The 23630-nt window shown below is 59.3% G+C and carries 30 protein-coding genes; 12 read left to right on the plus strand and 18 right to left on the minus strand.

The window, feature by feature from the left end; genetic code table 11:
* Window positions 1-431: 431 nt before the first annotated feature.
* From SynA1544_RS06200 to SynA1544_RS06235, 8 genes are all read right to left on the minus strand, one after another.
* Entirely contained in the window at window positions 432-893 is a 462-nt protein-coding gene (locus SynA1544_RS06200; RefSeq protein WP_186515216.1) for a hypothetical protein, read from the minus strand.
* A gap of 80 nt (window positions 894-973) precedes the next feature.
* On the minus strand, window positions 974-1372 hold the full coding sequence (locus SynA1544_RS06205) for a hypothetical protein (protein WP_186515217.1): 399 nt from the start codon (window positions 1370-1372) through the stop codon (window positions 974-976).
* Window positions 1373-1592: 220 nt separating this feature from the next.
* Complete coding sequence (locus SynA1544_RS06210) at window positions 1593-2888, minus strand: DUF4041 domain-containing protein (protein ID WP_186515218.1); 1296 nt, start codon at window positions 2886-2888, stop codon at window positions 1593-1595.
* 978 nt (window positions 2889-3866) lie between these two features.
* A complete protein-coding gene (locus SynA1544_RS06215; RefSeq protein ID WP_186515219.1) occupies window positions 3867-4232 on the minus strand; it encodes a hypothetical protein in 366 nt (121 codons plus the stop codon).
* Window positions 4233-4315: 83 nt separating this feature from the next.
* Complete coding sequence (locus tag SynA1544_RS06220) at window positions 4316-5764, minus strand: translation initiation factor IF-2 N-terminal domain-containing protein (protein ID WP_186515220.1); 1449 nt, start codon at window positions 5762-5764, stop codon at window positions 4316-4318.
* Window positions 5765-5816: 52 nt separating this feature from the next.
* Complete coding sequence (locus SynA1544_RS06225; protein WP_186515221.1) at window positions 5817-6209, minus strand: thermonuclease family protein; 393 nt, start codon at window positions 6207-6209, stop codon at window positions 5817-5819.
* Window positions 6210-6430: 221 nt separating this feature from the next.
* Window positions 6431-7705, minus strand: a complete 1275-nt coding sequence (locus tag SynA1544_RS06230; RefSeq protein ID WP_186515222.1) for a Y-family DNA polymerase — start codon at window positions 7703-7705, stop codon at window positions 6431-6433.
* 12 nt (window positions 7706-7717) lie between these two features.
* Window positions 7718-8149: a LexA family transcriptional regulator gene (locus tag SynA1544_RS06235; RefSeq protein WP_186515223.1), complete on the minus strand. Its 432-nt coding sequence runs from the start codon at window positions 8147-8149 to the stop codon at window positions 7718-7720.
* An 82-nt stretch (window positions 8150-8231) separates the two neighbouring features.
* Between SynA1544_RS06235 and SynA1544_RS06240 the strand changes: the two genes are divergently transcribed.
* On the plus strand, window positions 8232-9026 hold the full coding sequence (locus tag SynA1544_RS06240; protein WP_186515224.1) for a calcium-binding protein: 795 nt from the start codon (window positions 8232-8234) through the stop codon (window positions 9024-9026).
* A gap of 45 nt (window positions 9027-9071) precedes the next feature.
* Window positions 9072-9461 carry a hypothetical protein gene (locus SynA1544_RS06245; RefSeq protein WP_186515225.1) on the plus strand — a complete coding sequence of 130 codons (390 nt, stop codon included), beginning with the start codon at window positions 9072-9074 and terminating at the stop codon, window positions 9459-9461.
* Here the strand turns inward: SynA1544_RS06245 and SynA1544_RS06250 are convergent.
* From SynA1544_RS06250 to SynA1544_RS06270, 5 genes are read right to left on the minus strand one after another with little or no spacing between them, the layout of a single operon-like run.
* Entirely contained in the window at window positions 9430-10029 is a 600-nt protein-coding gene (locus SynA1544_RS06250) for a 2OG-Fe(II) oxygenase (RefSeq protein ID WP_186515226.1), read from the minus strand. The two genes, SynA1544_RS06245 and SynA1544_RS06250, sit on opposite strands and share 32 nt — an antisense overlap.
* A gap of 2 nt (window positions 10030-10031) precedes the next feature.
* Window positions 10032-10865: a hypothetical protein gene (locus tag SynA1544_RS06255; protein ID WP_255477754.1), complete on the minus strand. Its 834-nt coding sequence runs from the start codon at window positions 10863-10865 to the stop codon at window positions 10032-10034.
* 36 nt (window positions 10866-10901) lie between these two features.
* Entirely contained in the window at window positions 10902-11336 is a 435-nt protein-coding gene (locus SynA1544_RS06260; protein WP_115082171.1) for a 23S rRNA (pseudouridine(1915)-N(3))-methyltransferase RlmH, read from the minus strand.
* Window positions 11333-11761, minus strand: coding sequence for a hypothetical protein (locus SynA1544_RS06265; protein ID WP_114989032.1), 429 nt, complete (start codon window positions 11759-11761; stop codon window positions 11333-11335). The genes SynA1544_RS06260 and SynA1544_RS06265 overlap by 4 nt, the downstream gene beginning before the upstream one ends.
* Before the next feature lie 3 nt (window positions 11762-11764).
* A complete protein-coding gene (locus SynA1544_RS06270; RefSeq protein ID WP_115009256.1) occupies window positions 11765-12250 on the minus strand; it encodes a pentapeptide repeat-containing protein in 486 nt (161 codons plus the stop codon).
* Between the two features lie 78 nt (window positions 12251-12328).
* On the opposite strand from SynA1544_RS06270, the gene SynA1544_RS06275 reads away from it, so the two are divergent.
* From SynA1544_RS06275 to SynA1544_RS06310, 8 genes are all read left to right on the plus strand, one after another.
* The gene (locus tag SynA1544_RS06275; protein WP_186515228.1) at window positions 12329-12691 is read left to right on the plus strand and encodes a YraN family protein; all 363 of its coding nucleotides are present in this window, start codon (window positions 12329-12331) and stop codon (window positions 12689-12691) included.
* A gap of 14 nt (window positions 12692-12705) precedes the next feature.
* Window positions 12706-13530: a 16S rRNA (adenine(1518)-N(6)/adenine(1519)-N(6))-dimethyltransferase RsmA gene (rsmA, locus tag SynA1544_RS06280; RefSeq protein ID WP_186515229.1), complete on the plus strand. Its 825-nt coding sequence runs from the start codon at window positions 12706-12708 to the stop codon at window positions 13528-13530.
* A gap of 9 nt (window positions 13531-13539) precedes the next feature.
* Entirely contained in the window at window positions 13540-14463 is a 924-nt protein-coding gene (gene ispE / locus SynA1544_RS06285) for a 4-(cytidine 5'-diphospho)-2-C-methyl-D-erythritol kinase (RefSeq protein ID WP_186515230.1), read from the plus strand.
* On the plus strand, window positions 14460-14777 hold the full coding sequence (locus SynA1544_RS06290; protein ID WP_186515231.1) for a DUF3082 domain-containing protein: 318 nt from the start codon (window positions 14460-14462) through the stop codon (window positions 14775-14777). The genes ispE and SynA1544_RS06290 overlap by 4 nt, the downstream gene beginning before the upstream one ends.
* A gap of 182 nt (window positions 14778-14959) precedes the next feature.
* Complete coding sequence (locus tag SynA1544_RS06295; RefSeq protein WP_186515232.1) at window positions 14960-15943, plus strand: pyruvate dehydrogenase complex E1 component subunit beta; 984 nt, start codon at window positions 14960-14962, stop codon at window positions 15941-15943.
* Between the two features lie 5 nt (window positions 15944-15948).
* Complete coding sequence (secD, locus tag SynA1544_RS06300; protein WP_114989196.1) at window positions 15949-17430, plus strand: protein translocase subunit SecD; 1482 nt, start codon at window positions 15949-15951, stop codon at window positions 17428-17430.
* Between the two features lie 3 nt (window positions 17431-17433).
* Window positions 17434-18423, plus strand: coding sequence for a protein translocase subunit SecF (gene secF, locus SynA1544_RS06305; RefSeq protein WP_186515233.1), 990 nt, complete (start codon window positions 17434-17436; stop codon window positions 18421-18423).
* The gene (locus SynA1544_RS06310; RefSeq protein WP_115162130.1) at window positions 18416-18637 is read left to right on the plus strand and encodes a hypothetical protein; all 222 of its coding nucleotides are present in this window, start codon (window positions 18416-18418) and stop codon (window positions 18635-18637) included. The genes secF and SynA1544_RS06310 overlap by 8 nt, the downstream gene beginning before the upstream one ends.
* Here SynA1544_RS06310 and SynA1544_RS06315 read toward each other — a convergent pair.
* Window positions 18634-18870, minus strand: a complete 237-nt coding sequence (locus tag SynA1544_RS06315) for a hypothetical protein (RefSeq protein ID WP_255477755.1) — start codon at window positions 18868-18870, stop codon at window positions 18634-18636. The two genes, SynA1544_RS06310 and SynA1544_RS06315, sit on opposite strands and share 4 nt — an antisense overlap.
* A gap of 114 nt (window positions 18871-18984) precedes the next feature.
* Between SynA1544_RS06315 and SynA1544_RS06320 the strand changes: the two genes are divergently transcribed.
* Window positions 18985-19164 carry a hypothetical protein gene (locus SynA1544_RS06320; protein WP_186515234.1) on the plus strand — a complete coding sequence of 60 codons (180 nt, stop codon included), beginning with the start codon at window positions 18985-18987 and terminating at the stop codon, window positions 19162-19164.
* Window positions 19165-19313: 149 nt separating this feature from the next.
* Here the strand turns inward: SynA1544_RS06320 and SynA1544_RS06325 are convergent, their stop codons facing one another.
* The 4 genes from SynA1544_RS06325 to mnmH are packed head-to-tail and all read right to left on the minus strand — an operon-like array spanning window position 19314 to window position 22833.
* Window positions 19314-20303 (minus strand): AI-2E family transporter, encoded by a 990-nt coding sequence (locus SynA1544_RS06325; RefSeq protein WP_186515235.1) that lies wholly within the window; start codon window positions 20301-20303, stop codon window positions 19314-19316.
* The gene (locus tag SynA1544_RS06330) at window positions 20300-21379 is read right to left on the minus strand and encodes an AI-2E family transporter (protein WP_186515236.1); all 1080 of its coding nucleotides are present in this window, start codon (window positions 21377-21379) and stop codon (window positions 20300-20302) included. Before SynA1544_RS06330 ends, SynA1544_RS06325 begins: the two co-directional genes overlap by 4 nt.
* Window positions 21376-21759, minus strand: a complete 384-nt coding sequence (psb28, locus tag SynA1544_RS06335) for a photosystem II reaction center protein Psb28 (RefSeq protein ID WP_025362320.1) — start codon at window positions 21757-21759, stop codon at window positions 21376-21378. Before psb28 ends, SynA1544_RS06330 begins: the two co-directional genes overlap by 4 nt.
* 30 nt (window positions 21760-21789) lie before the next feature.
* A complete protein-coding gene (mnmH, locus tag SynA1544_RS06340; RefSeq protein ID WP_186515237.1) occupies window positions 21790-22833 on the minus strand; it encodes a tRNA 2-selenouridine(34) synthase MnmH in 1044 nt (347 codons plus the stop codon).
* A 40-nt stretch (window positions 22834-22873) separates the two neighbouring features.
* Between mnmH and SynA1544_RS06345 the strand changes: the two genes are divergently transcribed.
* Entirely contained in the window at window positions 22874-23593 is a 720-nt protein-coding gene (locus SynA1544_RS06345) for a GUN4 domain-containing protein (RefSeq protein WP_186515481.1), read from the plus strand.
* Window positions 23594-23630 lie beyond the last annotated feature (37 nt).

A 23630-nucleotide genomic window follows, 5' to 3' on the forward strand; every position in this document is an offset into this window, starting at 1 on the left:
CCTTGTTTTCTTCAGGCGCTCTGTATCCCTCAGCCGCCGCGTCAGGAGCATGGACTTCCCTGGATAAAGAACTCCCTAGCGAGGGCTCTGGCGTCCAGCCAGCGCTTGTCCCTTGAGAGGAGACTCAGACGCTCGTTGAACCATGCCGATGTCTCTTCTGAGTTGACGATGCGAGCTTTCCCGGCGGGATCGAATGCCATTGCTGTAGAAGAGATGGCATCGAAAAATAGTCGCGATTTCTATTCTTCAAATTCAGGTATTTACATAGAGAAGGTATAGCTTGCTGCTAAACAGCTGATTTTGGTTCTTTTGATACAGGTCGGTTGATTTGTTACAAAGAATTTGTCGGGAGATGGATAGCGACAACATCAGCGCCCCCTGCTTTACCCGAAGAGTTTTTTTTATTCTTTTTTCATTGGTGTCATATAAAATTAGTTGTAAACGTCATAGCCCATGCCATACAGGTGGCGTTTCAAATTTTGTTTGATGCCAGGCGTGCAGACCTTCAAAACATCAACCATTTTAGACCCTTCTGACATGCCAGTGGATACACATTGGCAATAGGTATCAATCGTTGGGGTAAATGCCTTCTCGACGTCAGTCCCATATTCTCTGACCATCCGTTGAATGCCTGGATCGCTATCAAACTTCCTTTTCATATTGGCTTGGCATTCACCTGTTTCGAAATAATCGATCCACACCTGCCTTTTGCTCTTCTTTTGGGCTGATGCCTGTTGAACTGAGTCGCTTCCGCTGGCTGAACGCGACAAGGAACTGACTACATCCCTTGTTATACTAGAGCCAGTAAGAGCTCTGTATCCTGCAAAAATTAATAGAAAAGGCAGGCTGATGTACCACCATGAATAGTCTTTTTTGTTTTGTTCGTTGCTCATTTTCTCTGCCAAGGTGCAAGTGAGTTTGGTATCAGTCGATAGAAAGTAATCACTAAGGACCGTTTAATTTTTTAGGTCTCTTATTTGTTTTTTGTTGCCGATGCAATTTCTAATCTTGAGATTGCGCCATTAAATAAACGGTGGAGATAACTCCAGTCCAAGTTTTTGGCAAGAACATAAATGTCTCCATTTGTAGCTTGATGCAGCTGTTTCATTGCAGGCATTGCATCGGGATCACTAATTGCCCAATCATGCTTAATGAGATTAAGGAGAACACCCGAAAATTCTGTCTCACCAGCTTGAGCATGTACAAGCTCAGCTTCCGTAAAAACTACATCAATACCTAGTGCCATCACAAGCGCAGCAGAACGTGTTGCCCAGTGGACTTCATCCGATTCGTTGTTGACTGCTAAAACTACATTGCTAGCAGCCTCACGAGATTCAGGCGTGAATTTTGGGTACTCCAAGGGTTGATCCATTGCGTGAGGCTCTCGCCTCTTGAACACATCATCTCAGTTCCAGCTGGGAATCACCTCCCCCAACTGAGGGATTTATTCAGCGGGCTCTCTCCCCCATTAGGGGGTGAGCAGGGCACCCGCCCGAAAGAGGTGCCCCAGCCCTGCAGGAGATCTCCCTTTGATCACAGATCTAGAGGCCGACCACTGCTGAATCAATGTGCCGAGATATAGAGATGTGCCTTTACGCAGCGAAGCGCTCACTAACGCTCTGTCGATACTGCTCAGCTAAGGCGTATCGCGTCCATCGAATTTCGGCAGTTACACCCAGATTTTTCGCAGCTTGTGCTGTGGCTTCCTCTAGCTCCGGCATCGAGAGCTGGAAGAACTCACGTCGATCATTGACTCGGTTTACTCGGTGCTCCCAGATCTGACGGTGGATCTCCTTTTCGAAGCCAGGTGCATCTTCGGTGAAGATCATTGCGTGCACGTCAAAGGGGAATGGCACGGAGGCGTCGCCAAGCTCTTTGACTCGTTCCATCGGGTCGAGTCGCCGGCTCATGCCCACTTTGAAGACGTCCTGCCCGAAGGAGCCGACGTTACTGATGACATAGACGTGACCGCTGCGGGTCATTTGGGCACGGCTGATCGCCCGTTCTCGGTTCTCTTCGGCCTCGGCCAGACGGCGCTCAAGTTCGGCAATTTTCGAGAGGTGTTCAGCTTCTTCCGTCTCGCTGTAAGCCTCTTCCTTGGCCTTGCGGAGGAGTTCCTCGTATTTCTCGGCCTCTCGTTCGGCATTCCGTTGAGCCTCCTCTGCCTCTCGCAGTGCCCGCTCCTCTTCCCGCATCTCACGGCGGATTTCGGCCTGCTCTTCTTTCTCGCGTTGCTTCTCGACGTGGTGCTCATGCACCAAGAAAGCCTCTTCCTCCTTCAGCCCCGAGAGCGCTGATGACCAGGGGAAGCTTTGTTGCTCAGCCTTCTTTTCGTAGAAGTTGAAGGCTTTGTCGATCTTGTTCAGCACGGTCGAGTCGTTCGAGTGCTTAAGGGTTGAGATGGCGGCATCGCACTCGGCGTTGAAGCCTCTCAACCAGGACGTGACTGTCCGCTTGGCGAAAGCCCGGCCCTGAGGGATCGAATCGTTGTAGGTGAAGTTGAGGTACTGGCATTTGTCCAAGATCGATTTCCCGACCTCTTTCTGTCTGGTGCGGTTGTCCTTAAGCCTTTCCAGAAGCGCATCTGAGTCGATGCCCAGATAACGGCGAGCGGCAAAGCCAGCCATCTGAAGGTCGTTTTCGACCTCGATGACTTTCCTCATTGAGATGAGATCAGCTCGCATGGACGCGACCTCGTCAGTGATCTCAGAGCGTTCATTCCTCAGTCGCTCGATCGCCTCTTCTTGCGAGTTGAAGGATCCCGTCGCCTTCGCCAAGCGGTCTTCAACTGATTTGAGGTTCTTTGATGAGCGGCTGATCTCGTCCTCAATGTCCAGGACACCTGCAAAGCGCTTCCGTGTCTTGCTTTCTGTAAGCAGTGCCGCCACTGCTGATCCAGCTCCACTGGCTGTCCCAGCGGCAAGTAGGGCCTTGCTTGCGTTTCCCTCAGCGGCGAGTCCGGCTGCTGCGAGGACTGCTGAGGCTGCAAGGCCGATAACGGAGGTTCTGTTCATGGCGTCTCTGGGCTAACTCCCTCTGAACACCATGCTCAAAACAGCGGTGAGTCGCCTCCCCCATGTGAGGGAGGTTTATGCAGCTCTCTTGCCCCAGCTGGGGGATAGGGGTAGGGCGATTGTTCGATTGTTCGATTGTTCGGGTGCGTAGGAGCTGATGGCCGGATACGTGCGCAAGTAACCCGTTCAATCCCGGATCCAATTCGGACTGACCCCCTATGGCGCCGCGGCCGAATCAAATCGCTTCCGTGGGGGGAGGGGAGTCGCCCTGTGGGTGTCACTTACTCCGGAAGATTGCGCCTCGTTAGTTACATCGATACGATTGGCGCACGAAAGCAATGAACAGCTGAAGCGCGATCAGCTGTTTCAAGCACTGCTCAGGCTGAGACGTGGCCTGAGTCCAGAGGCCCGTCCAGCAGCGCGTACCTGTCACAACGGCAGGTACGCAAGATCACCGGGCTCAGTAATGCCAACGGGTTTGAAGGCCCAGTGTGCGTCCAATTCCTGTCCAGATCAGCCCCAGGCGGTCTAGGCGGCTGAATCAGCCGCTTTTTCGCTGCTTCGGAGCGCTATTTCTCAACTAAGGCGTATATCTGTCAATGGGCTAATGCTGCCCTGGAATCTTGGTGAGACAGTATTAGTAACCCTGCTCAGCAGTTGGTGATGCCGTGGTGCTGCACTTCTCTGCGCACGTGGACCCTCGGTGTGTCGGGTAAGGATGCTGTCGGGCTGAAATTGAGCAGGTTTGTGATACTCAGCTCTGCCTAGGTGTTATGCAGGTCGGTGATCCTGGTCGAAGGGGGGATGCCCCCCCCCCCGGCGCTATTGATGAGAGACGATAACGGTCTCGGATCAGAATTTGCTTCCGTCGCCAACACCCAGCAGCTTGCACTGGGCAAGGATCGAGGCGTGCGTCACCGCCAGCTGCTTCTGCTCGAAGCTCTTCTCGACCACCAGATCTAAACGGCTGAGCTGCTGAGCTACGAACTCTTGCCGGTCGGTGTTATTCCATGCTTCCCGGAATTCATGGCGGGCTTGCTTGATTCGGGCATCGATCACCCGATCGTTGGTGTACCCCCAGAGCCTGCAACCTTCTGTGCAGATCTTCTGGCGACTCCAGCCGAGGGTTAGCCACTCCATAATTTGGATGGTTTGGCGCCTTTGCTCTTCTTTGGTCGCCTTGGGGTGCTTATGTTTGTTCGTATTTTCAGGGCGCATTTTTAAGGCCGCTGGATATGAATCAACTCTAATTCAGCTACCGCAACTAATGCACAGAGGTACTAATCAAAGCTGCGTAAGTATCAGCCCCTTAAGAACATCTCCCACCGGATCCTCAGCGCTTCCTCGCTCACTTCCGCGTGCAACCGGCTCTCCGTGATCTGGAGCATCTCTGCAGTCAGTCCATCGGCCAGCTGAATCTCCAGCGTGTCGGGGTTGATTGAGAACAGGTGGCGATCAAAGGCGCTGTGATGCGTCGGACAGAGAGGCAGGCCGTTGGAGGGTGAGTCGCTGCCATCGTTGGCAACGGGAACGATGTGGGCGGCCTCCACCAGCTCTGGCAGCGCCATTCCGCAGCAGACGCACCGTGCGCCATGCCTTGCCAGTACACCGGCGCGGAAGCCTGCGTTCCTGACCCGGGCTGAGGTGGTGACGGTGCGCACCTCTCGATCGGCAACGGCGCTGGTTGGAGTATCCAATTCGTCAACGTTGCGCCGCGTCATCTCGGCGGCCATACGGTTCAGCGGTGCCAGGGCAACCTTGGCTTCTCGGCTGAAAGCCCTGCGGAATTGGCCAATGTCATCGGTCTTGTAACCGGCACGGATACAGATTGATGTTTCGGCAACACCTTCTGCCAAGCCCTTCAGGCAGTGCTGCACCAAGGTGCTGCCCGTCATTTTTTGTGGTTTCTGCGCAATTGTTTGCTGTGCTTGTGCTGTCGGCACATTCGAGCTTGCTGGTGGTGCAGTATTCGTGCTGTGAGTTCTCTGAGCCTCGGCGGATTCTTTTTGCCGTTGTGCTTCGAGTTCTTGCTGAAGTAGTTCGCGCCTCTTCTGTTCGGCTGGTCGCAGCTTTGTCTTGATGAAAGATAAATTACTTCCGTTGCTAACTTGGTCAGCAATTTTCTGAGCGTCCTGAGTTGTTATAGATGGGTAATATCCACTTCCAATTCCCAATGCATTTGCGACTTGGTGAGCTGGATCATTCAATGTAAGTCCAAGCTCGCGGGCAACAGCCTCAACAACTTCTACTTCACAAGAAAGCTTAGAAGCAACAATTTCAATGCGTACCCGATTTGGCTCTAGATCTTGAAGTATCCGATGAATGACTTTCATCGCTTTCTTTGACCATAGATAGCTTTTTCTAGGATCTTTGCCAAGATTGAGCTTCATTGATTTGGCAGTGTCTACTACCTGCTGAATTTCACAGCCAAGCGCTTCTGATATTTCATTAATGAAAACCCTCTTTTCTTGACCGTTCTCTGGCTCTTCTGTTTGTTTTAGTACTGATTTTTGAATACTGATTAGGGTGCCTTTTTTGAGATCCTCAATAAGCTGTAGACGTTCTTCTTTGAGTTGAGAAGCGTGCTTCCCTAAATGGTTGGCAATCTTTTCAGCCTCCGCCTGCGTTAGTGGCGAAGAATGAGACTTGGCGACGATGTTTATTTCTTCTGCTGCATCCAAAACATCCTTGTTCTTTAGGCCCAGTGCTGTGGCTAGGGCATAGACGCGGGTTCCGAGTTCATCAGGCATGAATTAATTATTGCCGTTGCACCCTGTTTTCCAAATCCCCTATTTGGGGGATTCATCGCGTCCAGGCGCACTGGTGGGCGTACTTCCAATAGATCCGGGCATGACCGCTGGCGACCATTGCCTGCTGCACGTTGGTGCCGTTGGCGTACAGCTCTCCGACGGTCCTGCCGTAGCGATCGGTGGTGATACGGCGCACCGTGATGGCCTTGCCGGCGAGAAAGCCGCGCAGGTGATCCCTGGCAGCAGTGGCAGCTGCAGGCTGGGCGTACTTCCCCCGCAACTCCGGGGTGTCGATGCAAGCCAGTCGGATCCGCTCCCCGGTGATGGTCCGGCAGGTGTCGCCGTCGTAGCAGCTGCGGATCGTCACGCTGGCGGCCCTGGCTGGTGCAGCCCAGGCACTGCTCAGCAGGGCAACGGTCAGTAAGGCAGCAGTGCGCCTTCGCATCAGTACGTCGGTACGTCGGGCCGACAGTCCTACGCACAAAGGCGCCAACGCTTAAGAGCACTCTTCAGATTCAGTTCCTGGACCCCGGAGCCACAGCTGTACTAATACGGCTGTACTAGCGAGAGGGGTATGTCGGTTGATCATTCCAGCGGCGTTTCAGCACCCGTGAGCAGGTCATCCAGTTGCTGCAGGAGGTTTGAGGCCTGGCTCAACGCTGTGGGTCAGGCCTTCACCACCGGTAGGTCCTGCAGACGGGTGGTGGCGGCGCGGCTGAGTTGCTCACGCCGCATCAACCAACTGGGCTGCAGTCCGCAACCGGCCCATTGCAGGGTTCCACGCCCGTAACGCCGATTGATCCGGTCGATGGTCTGCATCAGGCACTCCCGTTTCTGCTGCTGCTCCTCACTCATCGGCACCATCAGATGGGTCTGCAGGATGTCGTGGCTCTGCAGGTGCTGCATCAGCACGCCGGCCTTGGCCAGTGGACGGTGGGGGCGAAAGATCCGTGCCACCAAGGGCCGTGCCGCCTCCAGCAGCACGGCTGTGTCATTGCTCGGCAGGTCCAGCTGCGTGCTGGCGGCTTGGCCGTAAAACCCAGGAGCGAACGGGCTGGTGCGGGTGTAGATGGTGAGGGCTGCTGCCCGTTGCCGTTGCTTGCGCAATTTCTCGGCGGCGCGCACCACATAGGTGGCGATGGCCTGGTGCAGCTCCTCCTGGCTGGTGATGGGTCGACTGAAGCTGCGGCTCACGCAGGTTTCTTGCTTTGGTGCTGGTGCCAGCTCCAGCGGCAGGCAGGCATGGCCCCGCAGCTCCCGTTGCAGCCGCAGACCCACCACGCCGCATTTGGCGCGCAGTTCACCGCTCGGCATGTCCCGGAGTTGTCGTGCGTTGCTGACGCCCCGCAGGCGACACCAATGGGCCAGTTGTCGACCGATTCCCCAGACATCCTCAATCGCAATGGTTTCCAGCCAGCGATCAGGGTTGTCGCACTGGCCGAGGTCGAACATCCCGGCATGGTCTGGGGTCTGTTTGGCCAGGCGATTGGCCAGCTTGGCCTGGGCCTTGCTGGCCCCTAAGCCGATGGCGATCGGTAGGCCGAGGTTCTGCCGTGCCCGTGCCCGCAGCTGGCGGGCCCAACCCTGCAGGTCGCCATCGCGGGGACGACGAATTCTCCCGAAGGCCTCGTCAATCGAATACACCTCCAGCTCTTCACAGTGGGTCTCCAGCAGGCTCATCATCCGCTGGCTCATGTCGGCATAGAGGGCGTAGTTCGAACTGCGCACCACCACGTTGTGCCGTTCAAGCTCCCGGCGCGCCTTGAAGTACGGCGTCCCCATGCGGATGCCGAGGGTACGGGCTTCGGCACTGCGCGCAACGATGCAGCCGTCGTTGTTGGACAGCACCACCAAGGGGTGACCGATCAGAGCCGGATCCAGGCTCTGTTCGCAGGAGGCATAGAAGTTGTTTCCATCGATCAGAGCCGTGGCCTGAGGCATGGCGATGTCGCTTCAGAGCGGATGGATCACGTGGATAGCGACGCCCCAGACCTGCACTTCGCCGCAGCGGTGAAGCTCCAGTGGCGGATAGTCCGGATGGGCGGCTTCCAGGCGCAACCGGCCGCGATGACGCATCAGGCGTTTGAGGGTGAAGGCACCATCGAGCACCGCCACAACCACCTGGCCCGGGCGCGGGTCGAGGCTGCGATCGACCACCAGAAGATCGCCGTCGTGGATGCCGGCGTCGGTCATCGATTCGCCGCTCACATGCAGGAAAAAGGTGCTGGTGGGATGCCGGATCAGCTGTTCATTGAGGTCGATCCCCACGTCGACGTAGTCATCGGCGGGGGACGGGAAGCCAGCGGCGACCCGTTCTCCGGCCAGGGGCAGCGTGAGTCGACTGCGCTTGGGCTGCAGGGGAAGCGGTCTGTGTTGGAGCTCCACAGAGCATCAAATTAGTATTTTTGTACTATAGAAGAGGTTCTTGTTGGCCGAGCTACGTTCAGGTTGTGCCGGTTTTCAGCCGATGGACAAGTGGTGGAAACGGAGCCCACCGACGGCCCTAGGCCAGGCTTTTTATCTCAGCCCTATGTTCTCGAGGCTGAGGATCGAGACGAGGGATTACCGATCTCATCCGGTTCTGGGTGGAATTAGTAGCACCCGTTGGGGAGCTTACGAGCGGTTTGAGCGGGGTCATGCTTCGCTTGCATATCAATTGAAGGATCAGCCGGTGGCATCGTCAGCCATTCAGTTGATCGGCAGGAGAGCAAGAGTGATGCCAGCTTTATTGTCTCCTGAGATATATGGCATCAAAGCAGTTGCTGCGAGGCACGGGCGGCTGAAGAAGCCCGGAGTTATTGCAGGTCATCGCGGTCGGAACCGTTTGGCTGGAAGTCGTGGTGATGACGTCCTCATGGGCTTCGCCGGACGGGATGTTCTGATAGGGGGGAAGGGGAGCGATCTGCTGTCGGGGGGCACTGGAGCAGACCGTTTCCGATTTCGAAAGGTCGATCGTCGGGGTCAAGGCGTGGATACGGATACGGTTGTCGACTTCAATCCAGACGAAGGGGACCGGATCAAAATCAATGGCGTTAGCCATGACGTCGGCATGGATGGCTTCTCCGGGCGGTCTGGCGAGCTTCAAGCGATGGTCTGGATGGCTGGAATGTTGCCTGAATCGGAGGGCAGGGTGCCGGGTTGGATGATTCAGGGAGTGATGCTGGCGGTGGACGACGACGGGGATAAACGCGCCGATGCTTTCATCCAGCTCCCTGGCCTGGGTGAGTGGCGAAAAGAGTGGCTGGTTTCTCAAGGGATGTGATTCCTTAATTCATCAGGGAAGATGTCGTTTCTCGCTCGAAACGGCATGGCTGATTCCCCTTACCTCGTGGCCATGGCGCTGATCGATCAGCAGGGCCGGCGCGCCCTGCCCCTGGGGGGACGGTCTCAGGAAGAGGTGGCTCCGCAAGGTGAGGCCCCGGAGGCGTTGGGCCATGTACTGGTGCTGGAGCTGTTGCTGCGGGTGTGGCAGCGCAGTGATCAGGGTGTGCTGCAGCGTGCGGCTGGAGCCGACAGCCTGCTGCTCGTGGAGCTGCCGATGGAACGGCTGCCGGAGGACGTGCCCAGGCTCAAGGCCGACTGGTTGAACACGGGGGATACGGCCGCGTTCAAAGCGGGATTGCAGGCTTTCTCCCCACGGGCCTGGACGGTATCGATCGAAAAATTCAAGCCAGTGGCTCTCCAGCCGTTGTGGTGAGGGGCGCTTGCTCCCAGATGTTCACGGCCACGGAATAGCGCTCGCCTTCGAACGGGTTGATCCGGTGCAGGATGCCGGGGGAGAACAGCACCAGACGGTTCACCACCGGTGGGATCGAGATCACCGAGCGGAACGTGGGCAACGGCCCCTGGTATCCGTTCTCGATCGGAGGGTTGTCGGCTACCAGCAGTTCGCCGCCAGCGCAGCTCACATGGGGGTAGAACACGGTGGACAGCAACGGAAGCAGGAAACGGCCGCTGCGTCGGCCTTCCAGTTCGTCCTTGTCGATATGCCAGTCGAGATCGTTGTTGGTGTTGCACCACCACTCGACTCCAGCCCGCTGGGGTGCGAACGGTGTTGCCAGAGGGAGCAGGGCCTCGTCGAGGTAGTGATCGACGACGGCTTGCTGAGCGGCTGCGTGAATCGAGCGGGGAGAACCGGTTTCGGGTCGCCAGCTGAATTGAGCATCACCGTCGTGTTCCTCCTTGAGTCGCCCGTGGATGTCACAGAGGTCGCGTAGGTCCTGAAGGCTGCTGGCAGGCAGAAGGTTGTCGATGATGTGAAGCATGGTCAGGCCTCCCCTGCAGCTTGTGCCTGCAGGTGCATCACGTAGTGAAACGCCTCACTGTCGGTGTCACGAGCAATTTTTTTGAGCCCGAAGCCGTCGCGACGTTTGATCATGCGATCGATGCTTTTGCAGGACACGTTCTTTGTCTTTGGAACTTTGATCAGTGGGTCGCGGAAGCGCTGATCGGGACCCTCTAGGAGCCTCAGGATTGTGGGGATCGCGACCTCGGTCAGGGGCCAGTGACGTTGGGGATGTTTTTCGAAATGGCTGGTGTCGAAATAGGCGTTGTAGATCACGCCAAAGCTCTTAAAAACGGACCAGGGCATGTGTGCGCCACAGACGCGGCCCATGCGCAGTTGGGATGAATCTCCATCGAGCATCTCCGCGACAAACCGCTGGATACGTCGGTCGTTTTGGGCTTTGTTGGACCATTTCCAGCCTGCTTTGTCGCCTCGAAATGACCGATTGCCGCAGCCGATCTTGCTCATGATCAGCTGCTTTTTCACATCGCTGGAGACGAGTAGATCCGTGTCTGTATGAATCAGCACCTTGTCGTGACTGTGCTGGTCGGAAAGGACGGTCTTGATCAGCTCACACAAGGCGTAGGCCGTGCAAGCCCGCCAAGTGGGTCGACTGCGTTTGGCGAAGACAACACTGTGCCCCTCCCGTTCGGCGAAGGCGCTGAGCTGGGATTGGAGATCCGGGTGGCTCTCCAGAGACACGTGGAAGTAATGACGCAGCTCGAAGGGCGCAAGAAACACCCTGTAGTTCTCCAGTTGTCGGGCGATGTGATCAATTGACTGGCCATGAATCGGAGACAGCAGAGCCAGACGCATGGTCGAGGGGGAGAGATCAACGGCCATCGCCGAACCTTAGGCGCGGTGATAAGGGCTGCCCTGAACAATCGCCTGGGCTCGGAACAGTTGTTCCACGAGCATGAGCCGCGCCAGTTCGTGGGGAAAGGTCATCGGTGAAAGGCTCAGGCGCCATTTGGCCTGTGCCTTGAGCTCAGCCGTCAGACCGTCGGCGCCACCGATCACGAAGGCCAGCCGTTGGTTGCCGAATTGCTCGAGACGTCGCGCGAAGGGAACTGACGCCAAGGTGTCGCCCTGTTCCATCAGTGCAATCAGGGTTTCGTCGGGTCGCAGGGCCGCTCTGATGGCATCAGCTTCCTTGTCTGGATTGCTGTCGCGCAGTTCGCTGATGGTCAACCCAGGCAGGCGTTTGAGGTAGAGGTCAATGCCGTCCTGAATCCAGCCACGACGCACTTTGCCCACCGCAAGAATCCGGCAACGGGCCGGGTTCAAACGTCGTCTCCCTCATCCTCGAGCAGCAGCTGCCCGAAAGCCACGTAGAGGCTTTCTTCCTCGCTGCCCGGGTCCACCTTCGGCCGTTTCGGCTGGGTGTTTTTTCCCGGTCCGGGCTGGCTGCGCGCTGGTGCGGCAAGGGCTGGTGTGGTGTCGTTGTTGTTGAACGGCGATGGTTGAGCCGATGGTTTGCGTTGGGCCTCCAACTGTTTGAGGCGGTCCATCAGGTGCTCAGGAACGGTGCCGTCCTGGCTGGCCTTCATCAGTTCCCGGAAGAGCTCCTCGGGGTTCTTCTCCGTTTCAACGCGATGGCGCACCTGGCTGGCTTTGGGAGCTGACGCAGGCTTCTCCGGTTCCGGCAGGCGTGCAGGGAGTTGACGCCCCAACTCACGGAGGCGCTCGAGGCTGCGGGGATCAAAACTCATGGTTCAGGCGCAACCGAGACTTTCACGGGTGCTGCGGCCCGTGACGGAATTTGTTCCGTCGGCAACGGCGCAGAGGCTTTTGAGTTGGTCCCCGCGCATGGGAACGTCGGTGAAGTCGGCCCCCGTGATCAACACATCGCTGAAGCGGGTGTTGAAGGCAAAAGCCCCCTCCAGCACGGCATCCTCAAGGTTGGTGCCTGTCATCACAGCGGCGTCCAGGGTGGCTTCGCGCAGGTCGGTGCCGCTGAGGTCGGCATCCTGCAGCTTGGCGCCGTAGAGGCTGGCTCCCCGCAGATCAGACCCGGACAGGTTGGCTTCGCGCAGGTTGCTGAGGTTGAAGGTGGCCCCCCGCAGGTCCTTGTTGGAATAGTCGGCTCCAATCAACACCTGTTTGGCCACATCCATCGCGGCGTGGGCCGGAGCCGGCATCAGCCACTGGCATGTGAACACCACCAGAGAGATCAGTACGGCCGTGAAGCGTCTGCCCATGATCGGAACCATCACCGCCGAACCCTAGAACCGTTCCAGGGGGGAATGGTTTGAACCAAGACGTGAGGGTTCAAGCCGGTGGGGTCTCAATGCAGCGGTGGCTGGGCGGAGCAGCAGGCCTTGCAGCAGCTGGAAGCGCAGGGATGGCGGTTGCTGAACCGCAACTGGCACTGCCGCTGGGGCGAGCTCGATCTGGTGCTGGAGCGGCAGCAGCAGCTGCTGGTGGTGGAGGTGAAGGGCCGCCGCACGGGGCATCGGGACCGCCATGGCCTTGATGCCTTTCATTCCGCCAAACGGCGCCGCATGGCTCGCGCGATCAGTTGCTGGAGAGCTGTGCATCCGGCATCCGCTGAGCAGCTGCTCCGGGTCAAGCTGGCCCTCGTTCCCTTGATGACGTCCCGCCGAAGGATTCGCTGGATTGATGTGGAGCGGCTGTGCTGATGCACAGTTGACCCATGGGTTTCTCCGGACATCACGCCCGCAAGCGGTTTGGTCAGCACTGGTTGCGGGACGAATCCGTGCTGCAACGAATCATCGAGGCTGCTGACCTGCAGTCCACCGATCGGGTGCTGGAGGTGGGGCCCGGTCGCGGGGCATTAACCGAGCGTCTACTGGCCGCGGGGCTGAAGGCGGTGCATGCGATTGAGCTCGACCGCGATCTGGTGGATGGTCTTCAGGAACGTTTTGAGGCTCAGCCTGGGTTCAGCCTCCATCAGGGCGATGTTCTCGAAGCCCCACTGGAATTGAGTGATGGCCGCATCGCCGACAAGGTGGTGGCCAACATTCCGTACAACATCACTGGCCCACTGCTGGAGCGGTTGGTGGGCCGACTGGACCGGCCGGTGGATCCGCCCTACCAACGGCTTGTGTTGCTGGTGCAGAAGGAAGTCGCGGAGCGAATTCGTGCCCGACCCGGCCACAGCAGTTTCAGTGCCCTGAGTGTGCGCATGCAGCTGCTGGCCCGGTGCCGTTCGGTGTGTCCGGTGCCGCCGCGCTGTTTCCAGCCGCCGCCAAAGGTGCAATCGGAAGTGATCTGCCTGGAGCCCTTGCCGGCCTCGGAGCGGGTGGAGCCGGCTCTGGCCGCTCAGGTGGAATCGCTGTTGAAGCAGGCGTTTCTGGCCCGGCGCAAGATGTTGCGCAACACCCTGGCGGGTGTGGCTGAGCCAGACCGCTTGAAGGAGCTGGCGGCCTCCGCGGGTTTCAGCCTGCAGCAACGCCCCCAGGAACTCGCGCCCGCCACCTGGGTCGCCCTGGCCAGGGGTTTGAATCGGGGCGACTGAACAACCACCATGATCACGGTGACGGCCCCGGCCAAAGTCAACCTGCACCTGGAGGTCCTGGGGCTGCGATCGGACGGTTTCCATGAGCTGGCCATGGTGATGCAGAGCATCGAACTGGCGGATCGCCTGAGCTTTCAGAACACCGCTGATGCACAACTCAGCCTCACCTGCGATGACGCCAGCCTCAGCGTCGGTGACGACAACCTGATCCTCCGGGCGGCCCAGTTGCTGCGGGACCGTTCGGGTTTCAGTGAATTGGGGGCGTCCATTCATCTCGAGAAGCGCATCCCCATCGGTGCTGGCCTGGCTGGTGGCTCTAGCGACGGCGCCGCGGCTCTGGTTGGTCTGAATGCTCTGTGGGGCTTGGGCCACAGCCCCGCGGATCTGGAGCGAATGGCCGCTGAGCTCGGTTCAGACATGCCCTTCTGTGTGGCCGGAGGATGTCAGCTCTGTTTCGGGCGAGGCGAACAACTGGAAGCCGTGCCACCAACGCCTCAACCCCTGGCGGTGCTCTTGGTCAAAGACCCCACGGTGAGCGTCTCAACGCCCTGGGCCTACAAGCGTTGCCGTGAGCTCAATCAATCCCACTACCTCGCTGACGAAGCGGCTTTTGAACAACGACGGCAAGCCTTGCGCAGCGTTGATTGGCTCCAGCCATTGCGTAGCGAGCTGCCACCTCCCTTGCGCAATGACCTGCAGGACGTGGTTGCTCCTGAAACAGCTGCGGTGCGTTCGGCGCTCGATCTGTTGAACAGCGTTCCCGAAAGCCTGGCGGTGGCCATGAGTGGTTCTGGACCCAGTTGTTTCGCGCTGTTTTCCGATCTGGCGTCATGCCGCCAGGCGCAGGATCAGCTCACTCCGCAGCTGGACCGCGCCGGCCTGAAGGCCTGGTCTTGCGCCCTCCGCAGCGATGGCGTGAGGATCGAGGCATGACTGATGTCCCCACACCAGAGAGCCCCGAACCACGGGATCCGCGTAAAGGTCCGCTGAGTTTTCTCTCCGGAGCCCTGACGGCTGGGCTTTTGGCCTGGTTGGCCCTGGGGCTGAGTCGGCGGATGGTGGTGTACTTCGCCGTTCACCCCCCGCACTACAGCTCGCCGATTGCCCAGAACATCGCCGTCACCCTCAAGACCCTGCTGGTGGGTTTGTCCTTCCTGGCCACCTTCAGCACCGGGTTTGTGGCCCTTGGCCTGGCCCTGGTGTTTCTTCGCAGTCTCTTTACGGCTCGCGATCAGAACCCTGCCTAGCGTCCGCTCATTGCCAGGGTTCGGATGACGCCCCACGACCTCGGCCAGCTGGCGTTGCTGCTGTCTCCCGCCATGCTGCTCTCCGTTTTGTTGTTGTTCACCTTCGCGGCGGGCGGTTGACCCTGCGCTGACTGAGATAGCTTGGCCTCACCACCCGGATTGGCCGGGATCACTGTGACGCCGTGGCAGGAACACTTCTCTTCAACGCTCTTCGGGAAGCCATCGACGAGGAGATGGGGAGAGACCCCCACGTCTGCGTGATGGGAGAGGACGTCGGTCATTACGGCGGCAGCTACAAGGTCACCAAGGATCTGGCGGAGAAATACGGCGATCTCAGGGTGCTCGATACCCCAATCGCTGAGAACGGCTTCACCGGAATGGCGGTTGGTGCTGCGATGACCGGTCTCCGGCCGATCGTTGAGGGCATGAACATGGGCTTCCTGCTCCTGGCCTTCAACCAGATCTCCAACAACATGGGGATGCTCCGCTACACCAGCGGCGGCAATTTCACCATTCCCACCGTGGTGCGCGGTCCCGGTGGTGTGGGACGTCAGCTCGGAGCTGAGCACAGCCAACGGCTTGAGGCCTACTTCCATGCCGTCCCCGGCATCAAGATCGTGGCCTGCAGCACGCCCACCAATGCCAAAGGCCTGATGAAGGCCGCGATTCGCGACAACAATCCCGTGCTCTTCTTCGAGCACGTTCTGCTCTACAACCTCAGCGAGGAGCTCCCCGAAGGCGACTACACCTGTGCCCTCGACCAGGCGGATCTGGTGCAGGAAGGCACCGATGTGACGATCCTCACCTACTCCCGGATGCGTCACCACTGTCTCAAGGCAGTGGAGCAACTGGAGGCAGAGGGGGTGAGCGTTGAGCTGATCGATCTGATCAGCCTCAAGCCCTTTGACATGGAGACGATCAGCCGCTCCATCCGCAAGACCAACAAGGTGATCGTGGTGGAGGAATGCATGAAGACCGGCGGCATCGGGGCCGAGTTGATTGCGCTGATCACCGAACAGTGCTTCGACGATCTGGATGCCCGGCCTGTGCGTCTTTCCAGTCAGGACATCCCCACCCCCTACAACGGTTCTCTCGAGAACCTCACGATCATTCAGCCGCATCAGATCGTTGAGGCGGCGCAGGCGTTGGTCAACAAGGGCATCTGACGTTGATGGCGCGTTATCAGGGTTGGTTTGCCCTTGTTCTTGCCCTGGCGATCGCCGCCGGGATGTTTTTGGTTCGGACGCCGCTGGAACTGGGCCTTGATCTGCGGGGCGGCAGTCAGCTCACCGTTGAGGTGAAGCCAGCCGGAGAAATCACCCGGGTTGGTGCCGAAGAGATGGAAGCGGTCAAAGCCGTGCTCGATCGTCGGGTCAACGGTCTTGGTGTGGCTGAGTCCACCCTGCAGACGGTGGGTGAGTCGCAGCTCGTGCTGCAGCTCCCAGGTGAGCAGGATCCCACCGCTGCTGCGCGGGTTCTCGGCGACACAGCCCTGTTGGAGTTTCGTGCCCAAAAGGCCGACACCGAAGCAGAGTTCCGAGGTTTGAGGCAGCTCCGTTCCCAGGTGGAAGCGATCCTCAGGTTGCGTGAAGATCAGATCCGCCGTGGTGAGACCCCGGAGCCTCTGGATCTGGCTCAGCTGAAGTCAACCCAGCAGACCCTGGGTCTGGATGGGCAGGCCAGCTCGGAAGAGGAGCAGCTCCGCCAGCTTCTGAACAAGGTTGATGCCGATCTGCTCACGATGCTTGAGCCGGCAGCCCTGACGGGCAAGCAGCTGGTGACGGCAGGCCGCCAACCGCTCCAGAACAACCCGAACAGCTGGGAGGTGACCCTCAATTTCGATGGTGAGGGTGCTGAGGCCTTCGCTGACCTCACCAAATCGATTGCCGGTACCGACCGGTTGCTGGCCATCACTCTGGATGATCAGCTGATCAGTGCCGCCAGCGTTGGCCCCCAGTTCAAAAGTGCTGGAATCTCTGGTGGTGCAGCCACCATCAGTGGCAATTTCAGTGCGGAAACGGCCCGTGAGCTCGAGGTGAAGCTCCGCGGCGGCTCCCTGCCCCTCCCCGTTGAAGTGATCGAGGTCCGCACCATCGGGCCCACGCTCGGAGCAGAGAACATCCGCCGCAGCCTGGTGGCCGCCCTCTCGGGCCTGGCTCTTGTGGCGGTGTTCATGGTGGTGGCCTATCGCCTGCCAGGGGCGGTGGCTGTGATGGCCCTCAGCCTCTATGCGCTGTTCAACCTGGCGGTGTACGCCTTGATTCCGGTCACCCTCACCCTGCCTGGAATCGCTGGTTTCATCCTCTCGATCGGCATGGCCGTGGATGCCAATGTGCTGATCTTTGAACGGATCAAGGACGAATTGCGGCGGGGCAACACCTTGATCCGCTCGATCGATACAGGCTTCTCCGAGGCCTTTTCATCGATCGTCGATGGTCACCTGACCACGCTTATCAGTTGTGCAGCTCTCTTCTTCCTTGGCACCGGCCTGGTCAAGGGCTTTGCTGCGACCCTGGGCATTGGTGTTCTGCTGAGTTTGTTCACGGCCCTGACCTGCACCCGCACCCTGCTTCGTTTCCTGATGGGCTACGCCGGTCTGCGTCGTGCCAGCAATTTTCTGCCCACCGGGCAACTTCCTTCCCCCACCGCCTGAACCATGACTGAAGCATCGTCATCGGCACAAGCGGCCACGGTCCTCAGATTGCGCTGGACCCTCAGCAGCATGCGCCGCAAGGTGTGGCTCGTTTCTGGTCTGGTGGTTCTGATCAGCCTGTTGGGCCTGGTGCTCAGCTGGTTGGATCCTGCGATTCGTGCTCCCCTCCGTCCCGGCCTGGATTTCACCGGTGGCACGCAGATTCAACTGGAGCGTCGCTGTGATGACGCCTGCGCCGAGCTCAAGGCGATTCAGATTTCGGATGTGATCCGCAGCCTGGAGCTGCCCCAGGAGGAGGGTCAACCTCTCCCCAACCTGGGCGCTCCCCGGGTTCAGCTTCTGGATGGCGGTCAGTCGTTGTTGCTGCGCCTGCCAACCTTGTCGGCTGCCCAGGGCCAAGTGGTGATTCAGGCGGTTGAGCCTGTTGCAGGGCCATTCCTCTCCGGTGGTCAATCGGTCGACACGATCGGGCCGAGCCTGGGCAAACAATTGCTGCGCAGCAGCCTGATTTCTCTGTTGGTGGCCTTCAGCGGTATTGCGGCCTACATCAGCTTCCGCTACGACCGCCGCTACGCGTTTCTCGCTCTGGTGGCGCTGGCCCATGACGTGGCGATCGTCTGTGGAGTTTTTGCCTGGCTCGGGGTTGTGCTCCAGCTGGAGGTGGACAGCCTCTTTGCGGTTTCATTGCTGACCATTGCTGGTTATTCGGTCAACGACACGGTGGTGGTCTTTGATCGCATCCGTGAACGCAGCAAGGATGCTGCCGACCTGCCGCTTTCAGTGCAGGTGGATCAAGCGGTGTCCGCCACCCTGACCCGCACGCTCTACACCAGCGGAACCACCCTGCTGCCTCTCTTGGCGCTCGTGTTTTTCGGTGGAGCAACGCTGTATTGGTTTGCCATCGCCCTCGCCCTCGGGGTTGTTGTTGGTTCCTGGTCGAGCATCGCCCTGGCGCCCTCGTTGCTCACGCTGTGGGACCGCTCCCGTGACTAAATCCAGCGGTAATTCAGAGCGGAGACGCCGTGCTGCTTCGGCCCGTTGGTTTCCAATTCTGTTGATCCTGCTGGCTCTGGCTGATCTGCGCACCGAAGTTCTGCTGCTCAGTGATCAGTTCACAATCACAGGGCTTGGTTATGCCATTCGGCATCATCAGCTTGCTGTCGTGGTCTTGCTGGGTTCCGGCTCTCTCTGGCGTCGTTTCGGTTAGCGCTTGGGGCCGTTGCCGAATTCCCGCCAGATCGAATCCCAGGTGCGTTGTTTTACCTCGGCGTTCCACTGCCCCGGGCTGTGGGTTGAGGCCCACCACGATTCGAACAGATCGTGGGCTTCCTCTTGCAGCAAATCGGGGTCAAGATTCTCGCGAACCAGCTCCATCACGGCCTGCCTCAGTTCCTCGTAACGGGAGAAATTGAAGATGACGTCCAAGCCCGCTCGTCTCACGACCTCTTGGACACATTATTGGATTGAAGAGCGCCAAGCTGGCTTCTTTGGTATCGGGGTGAACGTCATGGCCTGTAAAGGCTGAGTTACGACTCAATTGGTTGCTCAGGTTCCATGGAGTTGAATCCTGGTCTCAGCGAGGTGGTCTTCGGCTTGCGTGCTGAGGTTGAGGCGCTCAAGACGCGCTTGAACAAGATTGAGCGTGGCCAGGAGGTCGCGGTTTCTGCGGCCTATTGGCAAGCGGTTGAGCGGGAGCGTGATTCGACAGACAAGAAGCGGCGTCATCTGCTCTGATCTGGTCGAAAAAAATGGGACCCTCTCCCAAGAGTCCCAAGGCTCGACGCGTCGTTCTCACGACTCCGCAAAAATACGCATGCAGGTCGGGTCTCAGGTGTGACCCTTGCTACCGGATGTTCGTGCGGATACAGGCCTCATGGCTGGATTCACGCCCAGCGGTCCATGATCTGCTGAACCACCACCCGCTGCGTTAACACCTGAAGCACCACCACCAAAGGGAGGGCCAGCAGCACGCCCGGAAGCCCGAGCAGAGCGCCAAGGCTGAGCTGAGCCGTTAAAGCCACCGTTGGCAGCAGATTCACGGTTTTGCGCAGCAGCAGTGGTGTGAGCAGAAAGGCCTCCAGGTTCTGCAGCACCAGCCGGAACACCAGCACCGACAGCATCAATTGCGGCGACTGCAGCAGGGCCAATCCCGTGGGCAGCAGCGTTGCCGCCGTGGGCCCGATGGTCGGCACGAACGTGAGCAGCCCACACACCAGGGCGCTCAACAGGGCCAGGGGTGATTTCAGCAGCAACAGGCCGCCCCAGGTGAGCAGAAAAACGGTGGTGGCGGAGAGGGTCATGCCACTGAGCCAACCCCCCAACGCTTGCCTGCACTCGTCGAGCAGGTGCTCCATCCGCTCCCGGGCGGGTCTGGGCGTCATGGCCACCACCATGCGCCTGTGGGCGCTTGGATCCAAGGCCAGCAGGATCGCGAGCAGCACCATCAAGAACAGTTGAATCAGCGAGTTCGCTGCACCTCCTGCGAACCCCAGCAACGGCTGAAGTCCTTTCAGATTGAGGCCCTCCCCCAAAGCGTCATTCAGCTGCGCCAGGCGCGGCTCACTGCTCAGCAGGTCGGACACCTTGCTGACCAACTGCGGCAGATCCCGTCCCAGTTGTTGAAACTGGCTGATCAGTTCCGGCACCAGCAGTTGCCCCAGCAGCCCCCCGGCCAGGATCAAAATCCCCAGCACGGCCGCCAGGGCCTGGGGGCGCTCCAGTGGGGTTCGCTTCTGAACCTGAACAAGCAGCACATCCAGGGCTACGGCCACCACCACGGCGCCAAAGAGCACCAGCAGCACCCAGCGCAGGTGCCAGAGCAACAGCACCAGCACCACCAAGGTGAGTGCAATGAGAAAAGTGCCGGCGGTCATCGAACCGGCTCCAGGCGTTTCCAGCGATCCAACACATCGTGGATCACGACTTCACGGATGATCACCTGCAGCACCACCGCCAAAGGCAGCGCCATCAGCAGGCCGAGGGGGCCAAACAGGAGTGTGAACAGGAACTGAGCCGCCAGAGTCAATCCGGGCAGCAGCTTCACCTGGTGGTGCATCACCGATGGTGTGATCACGTAACTCTCGATGTTCTGGATCACCACGTAGGCACCCAGCACCGCAGCGGCCTTCCAGGGGGCATCCAACAGAGCCACCGCCATCGGGAAGATCGTGCTCATGGTTGGCCCCACATTGGGGATCACGTTCAACAGCCCTGCAAGAAGTGCATTGGCCAGAACGAGCTTCACGCCCAACAGCGTTAAGGCAATGCTGCAAAGCACAAACACGGCCAGGGAGCTGATCAGCACACCCACCATCCAGCTGCTCAAGGCAGCACCGCACTGATCCAGGATGCGACGCCCCCGGCGTCGGTAGAAGGAGGGAATCAACTGCAGGCCAACATTCCGATAGGCCTGGGGCTGAATGCTGATCATCAGAGCCACCGCCACCACAAACAACAGCCGCAGGACGCCGTTGCCGAGGTTGCCCGCCAAACCAAGCAGACCCAGCAAGCCACTGCCCACACCAGCGGCGAGGGATGAACTGTCGGGCACAAGTTGGCGTGGACCGTTCAGGCCCAGTTGATCCAGATCGGGGAATGCATCGGCCCCATAAATGGCCTCACTGATGCTGTCGATCCAACCGAGTCCCAGCCGCACCAGGGTCTGACCCGCTTCGGGCAGCTTCTGCAACAGCAGTGCGAATTCCTCGAGAAACGGGGGGACAACAACACCAGCCGCACCGGCGACCAACAACAACGACCCAACGATGCAGAGCAACAGGGCCAGGGGCCTTTGCATCGGCCGCCGCTCGCGAAGAATGCCCACCAAAGTGCACAGAGCCATGGCCAGAACCACTGCTGCGAAGATCAGCAGCAGCAGCTCACGCAGCGACCACAGCAGAACGATGGCTGCAATGAAGGCTGTCAGTAACAGCCACTGGGGCAGTCTCAAGCTTGTTGGTCGTCGGCCCCTTCAGTCTGATTGGAATCCTGGCTTTGTGAATAACCCAAGCCATTGGCATCGGCGTAGCGCTGGGCGAAGCGCATGAACCGCTCGAAGTCCTGCTCGGACTTCCATGAGTAAACGGCTTCAAGGGCACTGGCTGTGCCGTTCACGAATTTGCCATTCACTTCGCGGGTGACCATTTCGCCTTCTTCATCCACCATCCACATTCCGGTGATGTCACCCATGGTTTCGGGAGCAATCGCAGCAGGCTGCTCGAAACGGAAGGTGGCTTGACCGGTGCGGCCGTCGCGGCTGCGGGTCAGACGGATGTCGGGCACCACCGGCTCGTTGACTCCCCGAAAGAACTGAATCGCCGCTTTGCTCATGCCGTTCTCGAACCGTCGATGGGGGCGATCCTAATCGGGGATTTCAACAAACCCGCCGTCGATCAAGGTCTCGGCGGCTTGATCAGCGCTGAGCCCTGAGAGATCGATCGTGTCGCGTTTGGGCGATCGCGCCAGTTCATGGTCGTAACAGCGGTCGTAGTAATCGAGCGTGGCGCGGCAGGCGGTGGCCCAGTCTTCCCTGGCAATCGCTTCCAGGGCTTCCTTGGTGCGCTGGGGCCCCAGGCGACGGCTGATCCGTTCGGTCGCCTCAGCCAGAGCGGCTCCCTCCTGGTGGCCGTACACCTGCACCAATTGGTTCACCCGTTCCCCGAGGTCGCGCTGAATCTCCAGCACAGGGGCCTCTTGCATCTGATCGAAAAGGGCCTTGGGAATGCGGCAGCGGCCCACCTGGATGCTTTCCGCTTCCAACCAGATGGCTGTGGCCCCACGGCGTTGGTGTTGATCCAGGGCCTCAGCCAATTGGTTTTCGTAGTGCTCGGTGCTGGGTTGATCCGGCAGACCCAGACCGCCGAAACTGCTGCCACGGTGGTTGGCCAGCCCTTCCAGATCAACCACGGCTGCACCGCGCGAGGCCATGGCCAACAGCAGATCGGTTTTCCCTGTTCCCGTTCGGCCTCCCATCACGCGAAGGGGCCAGATCTGCTCAAAGCGGCTCTGGGCCCAGCGCCGATAGCTCTTGTAGCCCCCCTGAAGGAGCCTTGGCTTGAGATCGATCTGCTGCGCAAGCCAGGCCACGCTGGCCGACCGCATTCCGCCCCGCCAGCAGTAGATCCGTGGTTCCCCCTGCTGCCGCAGGTTGTCCAATTGGCGGGCCAGGTTGCTGAGCTTGGGGCCGGTGAGTTCAAGCCCCAGGTGAATCGCTGGTGTGCGTCCCTGCTGCTTGTAGGCGGCGCCCACTGCGGCGCGCTCCTCATCGTTGAACAGCGGCACGTTGATGGCCCCTGGCCAGTGGCCCTTCTCGAATTCGCCTGGGCTGCGCACGTCCACCAAGGGGCCCTTCAGCTCGCGCAGCTGCTGGATTTCGATTGAACATGTCTCGCCCATGCCTGACATAGTGGGCCAACACCGAGCCAGTTGGGGCCGGTTGCGACTCATGCTCTCCGGTTCCACACCCGCTACCAAACTCAGCGTTGATCAGCTGCTGGATCGTTTCGCGAAGGGAACACCTCGCCAGCGACGTCCGCTGATCAAGCAGATCGAAACCCGCGCCGACGAGTTGGCTGCGGTGGGCCCAGACCTTCTTTCTGGCTTTGACCCCGCCGGTGATGACTGGGCTGCAGGTTGGATCTTGCAGGTGTTGCAGCGACACCATCCCGATGCAGTCACCGCTCTCATCGCGTCGTCCGATCGAGGCTGGTTGACCACTGATTCCGGGGTTGGCCTGGATTACGGACCGCTGCAGCAGGAGCTGCTCGATCAGAACTTTGAAGAGGCGGATCGCGTCACAAGCCAGTGCCTGCGTGAATTGGCCGGTGATGCCGCCGTGAAACGGGGCTACGTCTACTTCACAGAAGTTGCGACGATGTCAGGCGTTGATCTGGTCACTCTTGATCGCCTCTGGACGGTCTATTCCCAAGGTCGCTTCGGCTTCACAGCCCAGTCCCAGTTGCTGTCAGCCCTCGATGGGCGTTACGAACGCCTTTGGCCCCGGATTGGCTGGAAATGCGATGGCGTCTGGACGCGTTATCCGGGTGCCTTCACCTGGTCGATCGAGGCTCCAGAGGGGCACATGCCGTTGATCAATCAGCTCCGTGGCGTTCGCCTGATGGATTCCCTCTTGAATCATCCGGCACTTGTGGCCCGCAGATCCTGACGGGGCTTCCCATCAACGGTAAGTTCGAAACACCGAC

This window comes from Synechococcus sp. A15-44 (assembly GCF_014280115.1).
Taxonomy (GTDB): domain Bacteria; phylum Cyanobacteriota; class Cyanobacteriia; order PCC-6307; family Cyanobiaceae; genus Parasynechococcus.

Coding starts and splice junctions, on each gene's coding strand:
- SynA1544_RS06345 (WP_186515481.1), top strand. CDS start 22,874: ATGCTCTCCGGTTCCACACCCGCTACCAAACTCAGCGTTGATCAGCTG.
- SynA1544_RS06255 (WP_255477754.1), bottom strand. CDS start 10,865: ATGCGTCTGGCTCTGCTGTCTCCGATTCATGGCCAGTCAATTGATCAC.
- SynA1544_RS06245 (WP_186515225.1), top strand. CDS start 9,072: ATGGCTGATTCCCCTTACCTCGTGGCCATGGCGCTGATCGATCAGCAG.
- SynA1544_RS06250 (WP_186515226.1), bottom strand. CDS start 10,029: ATGCTTCACATCATCGACAACCTTCTGCCTGCCAGCAGCCTTCAGGAC.
- mnmH (WP_186515237.1), bottom strand. CDS start 22,833: ATGTCAGGCATGGGCGAGACATGTTCAATCGAAATCCAGCAGCTGCGC.
- SynA1544_RS06290 (WP_186515231.1), top strand. CDS start 14,460: ATGACTGATGTCCCCACACCAGAGAGCCCCGAACCACGGGATCCGCGT.
- SynA1544_RS06325 (WP_186515235.1), bottom strand. CDS start 20,303: ATGACCGCCGGCACTTTTCTCATTGCACTCACCTTGGTGGTGCTGGTG.
- ispE (WP_186515230.1), top strand. CDS start 13,540: ATGATCACGGTGACGGCCCCGGCCAAAGTCAACCTGCACCTGGAGGTC.
- SynA1544_RS06215 (WP_186515219.1), bottom strand. CDS start 4,232: ATGCGCCCTGAAAATACGAACAAACATAAGCACCCCAAGGCGACCAAA.
- psb28 (WP_025362320.1), bottom strand. CDS start 21,759: ATGAGCAAAGCGGCGATTCAGTTCTTTCGGGGAGTCAACGAGCCGGTG.
- SynA1544_RS06230 (WP_186515222.1), bottom strand. CDS start 7,705: ATGCCTCAGGCCACGGCTCTGATCGATGGAAACAACTTCTATGCCTCC.
- secF (WP_186515233.1), top strand. CDS start 17,434: ATGACTGAAGCATCGTCATCGGCACAAGCGGCCACGGTCCTCAGATTG.
- SynA1544_RS06270 (WP_115009256.1), bottom strand. CDS start 12,250: ATGGGCAGACGCTTCACGGCCGTACTGATCTCTCTGGTGGTGTTCACA.
- SynA1544_RS06220 (WP_186515220.1), bottom strand. CDS start 5,764: ATGCCTGATGAACTCGGAACCCGCGTCTATGCCCTAGCCACAGCACTG.
- SynA1544_RS06240 (WP_186515224.1), top strand. CDS start 8,232: ATGGACAAGTGGTGGAAACGGAGCCCACCGACGGCCCTAGGCCAGGCT.
- SynA1544_RS06205 (WP_186515217.1), bottom strand. CDS start 1,372: ATGGATCAACCCTTGGAGTACCCAAAATTCACGCCTGAATCTCGTGAG.
- SynA1544_RS06265 (WP_114989032.1), bottom strand. CDS start 11,761: ATGAGTTTTGATCCCCGCAGCCTCGAGCGCCTCCGTGAGTTGGGGCGT.
- secD (WP_114989196.1), top strand. CDS start 15,949: ATGGCGCGTTATCAGGGTTGGTTTGCCCTTGTTCTTGCCCTGGCGATC.
- SynA1544_RS06200 (WP_186515216.1), bottom strand. CDS start 893: ATGAGCAACGAACAAAACAAAAAAGACTATTCATGGTGGTACATCAGC.
- SynA1544_RS06225 (WP_186515221.1), bottom strand. CDS start 6,209: ATGCGAAGGCGCACTGCTGCCTTACTGACCGTTGCCCTGCTGAGCAGT.
- SynA1544_RS06320 (WP_186515234.1), top strand. CDS start 18,985: ATGGAGTTGAATCCTGGTCTCAGCGAGGTGGTCTTCGGCTTGCGTGCT.
- rsmA (WP_186515229.1), top strand. CDS start 12,706: ATGGGTTTCTCCGGACATCACGCCCGCAAGCGGTTTGGTCAGCACTGG.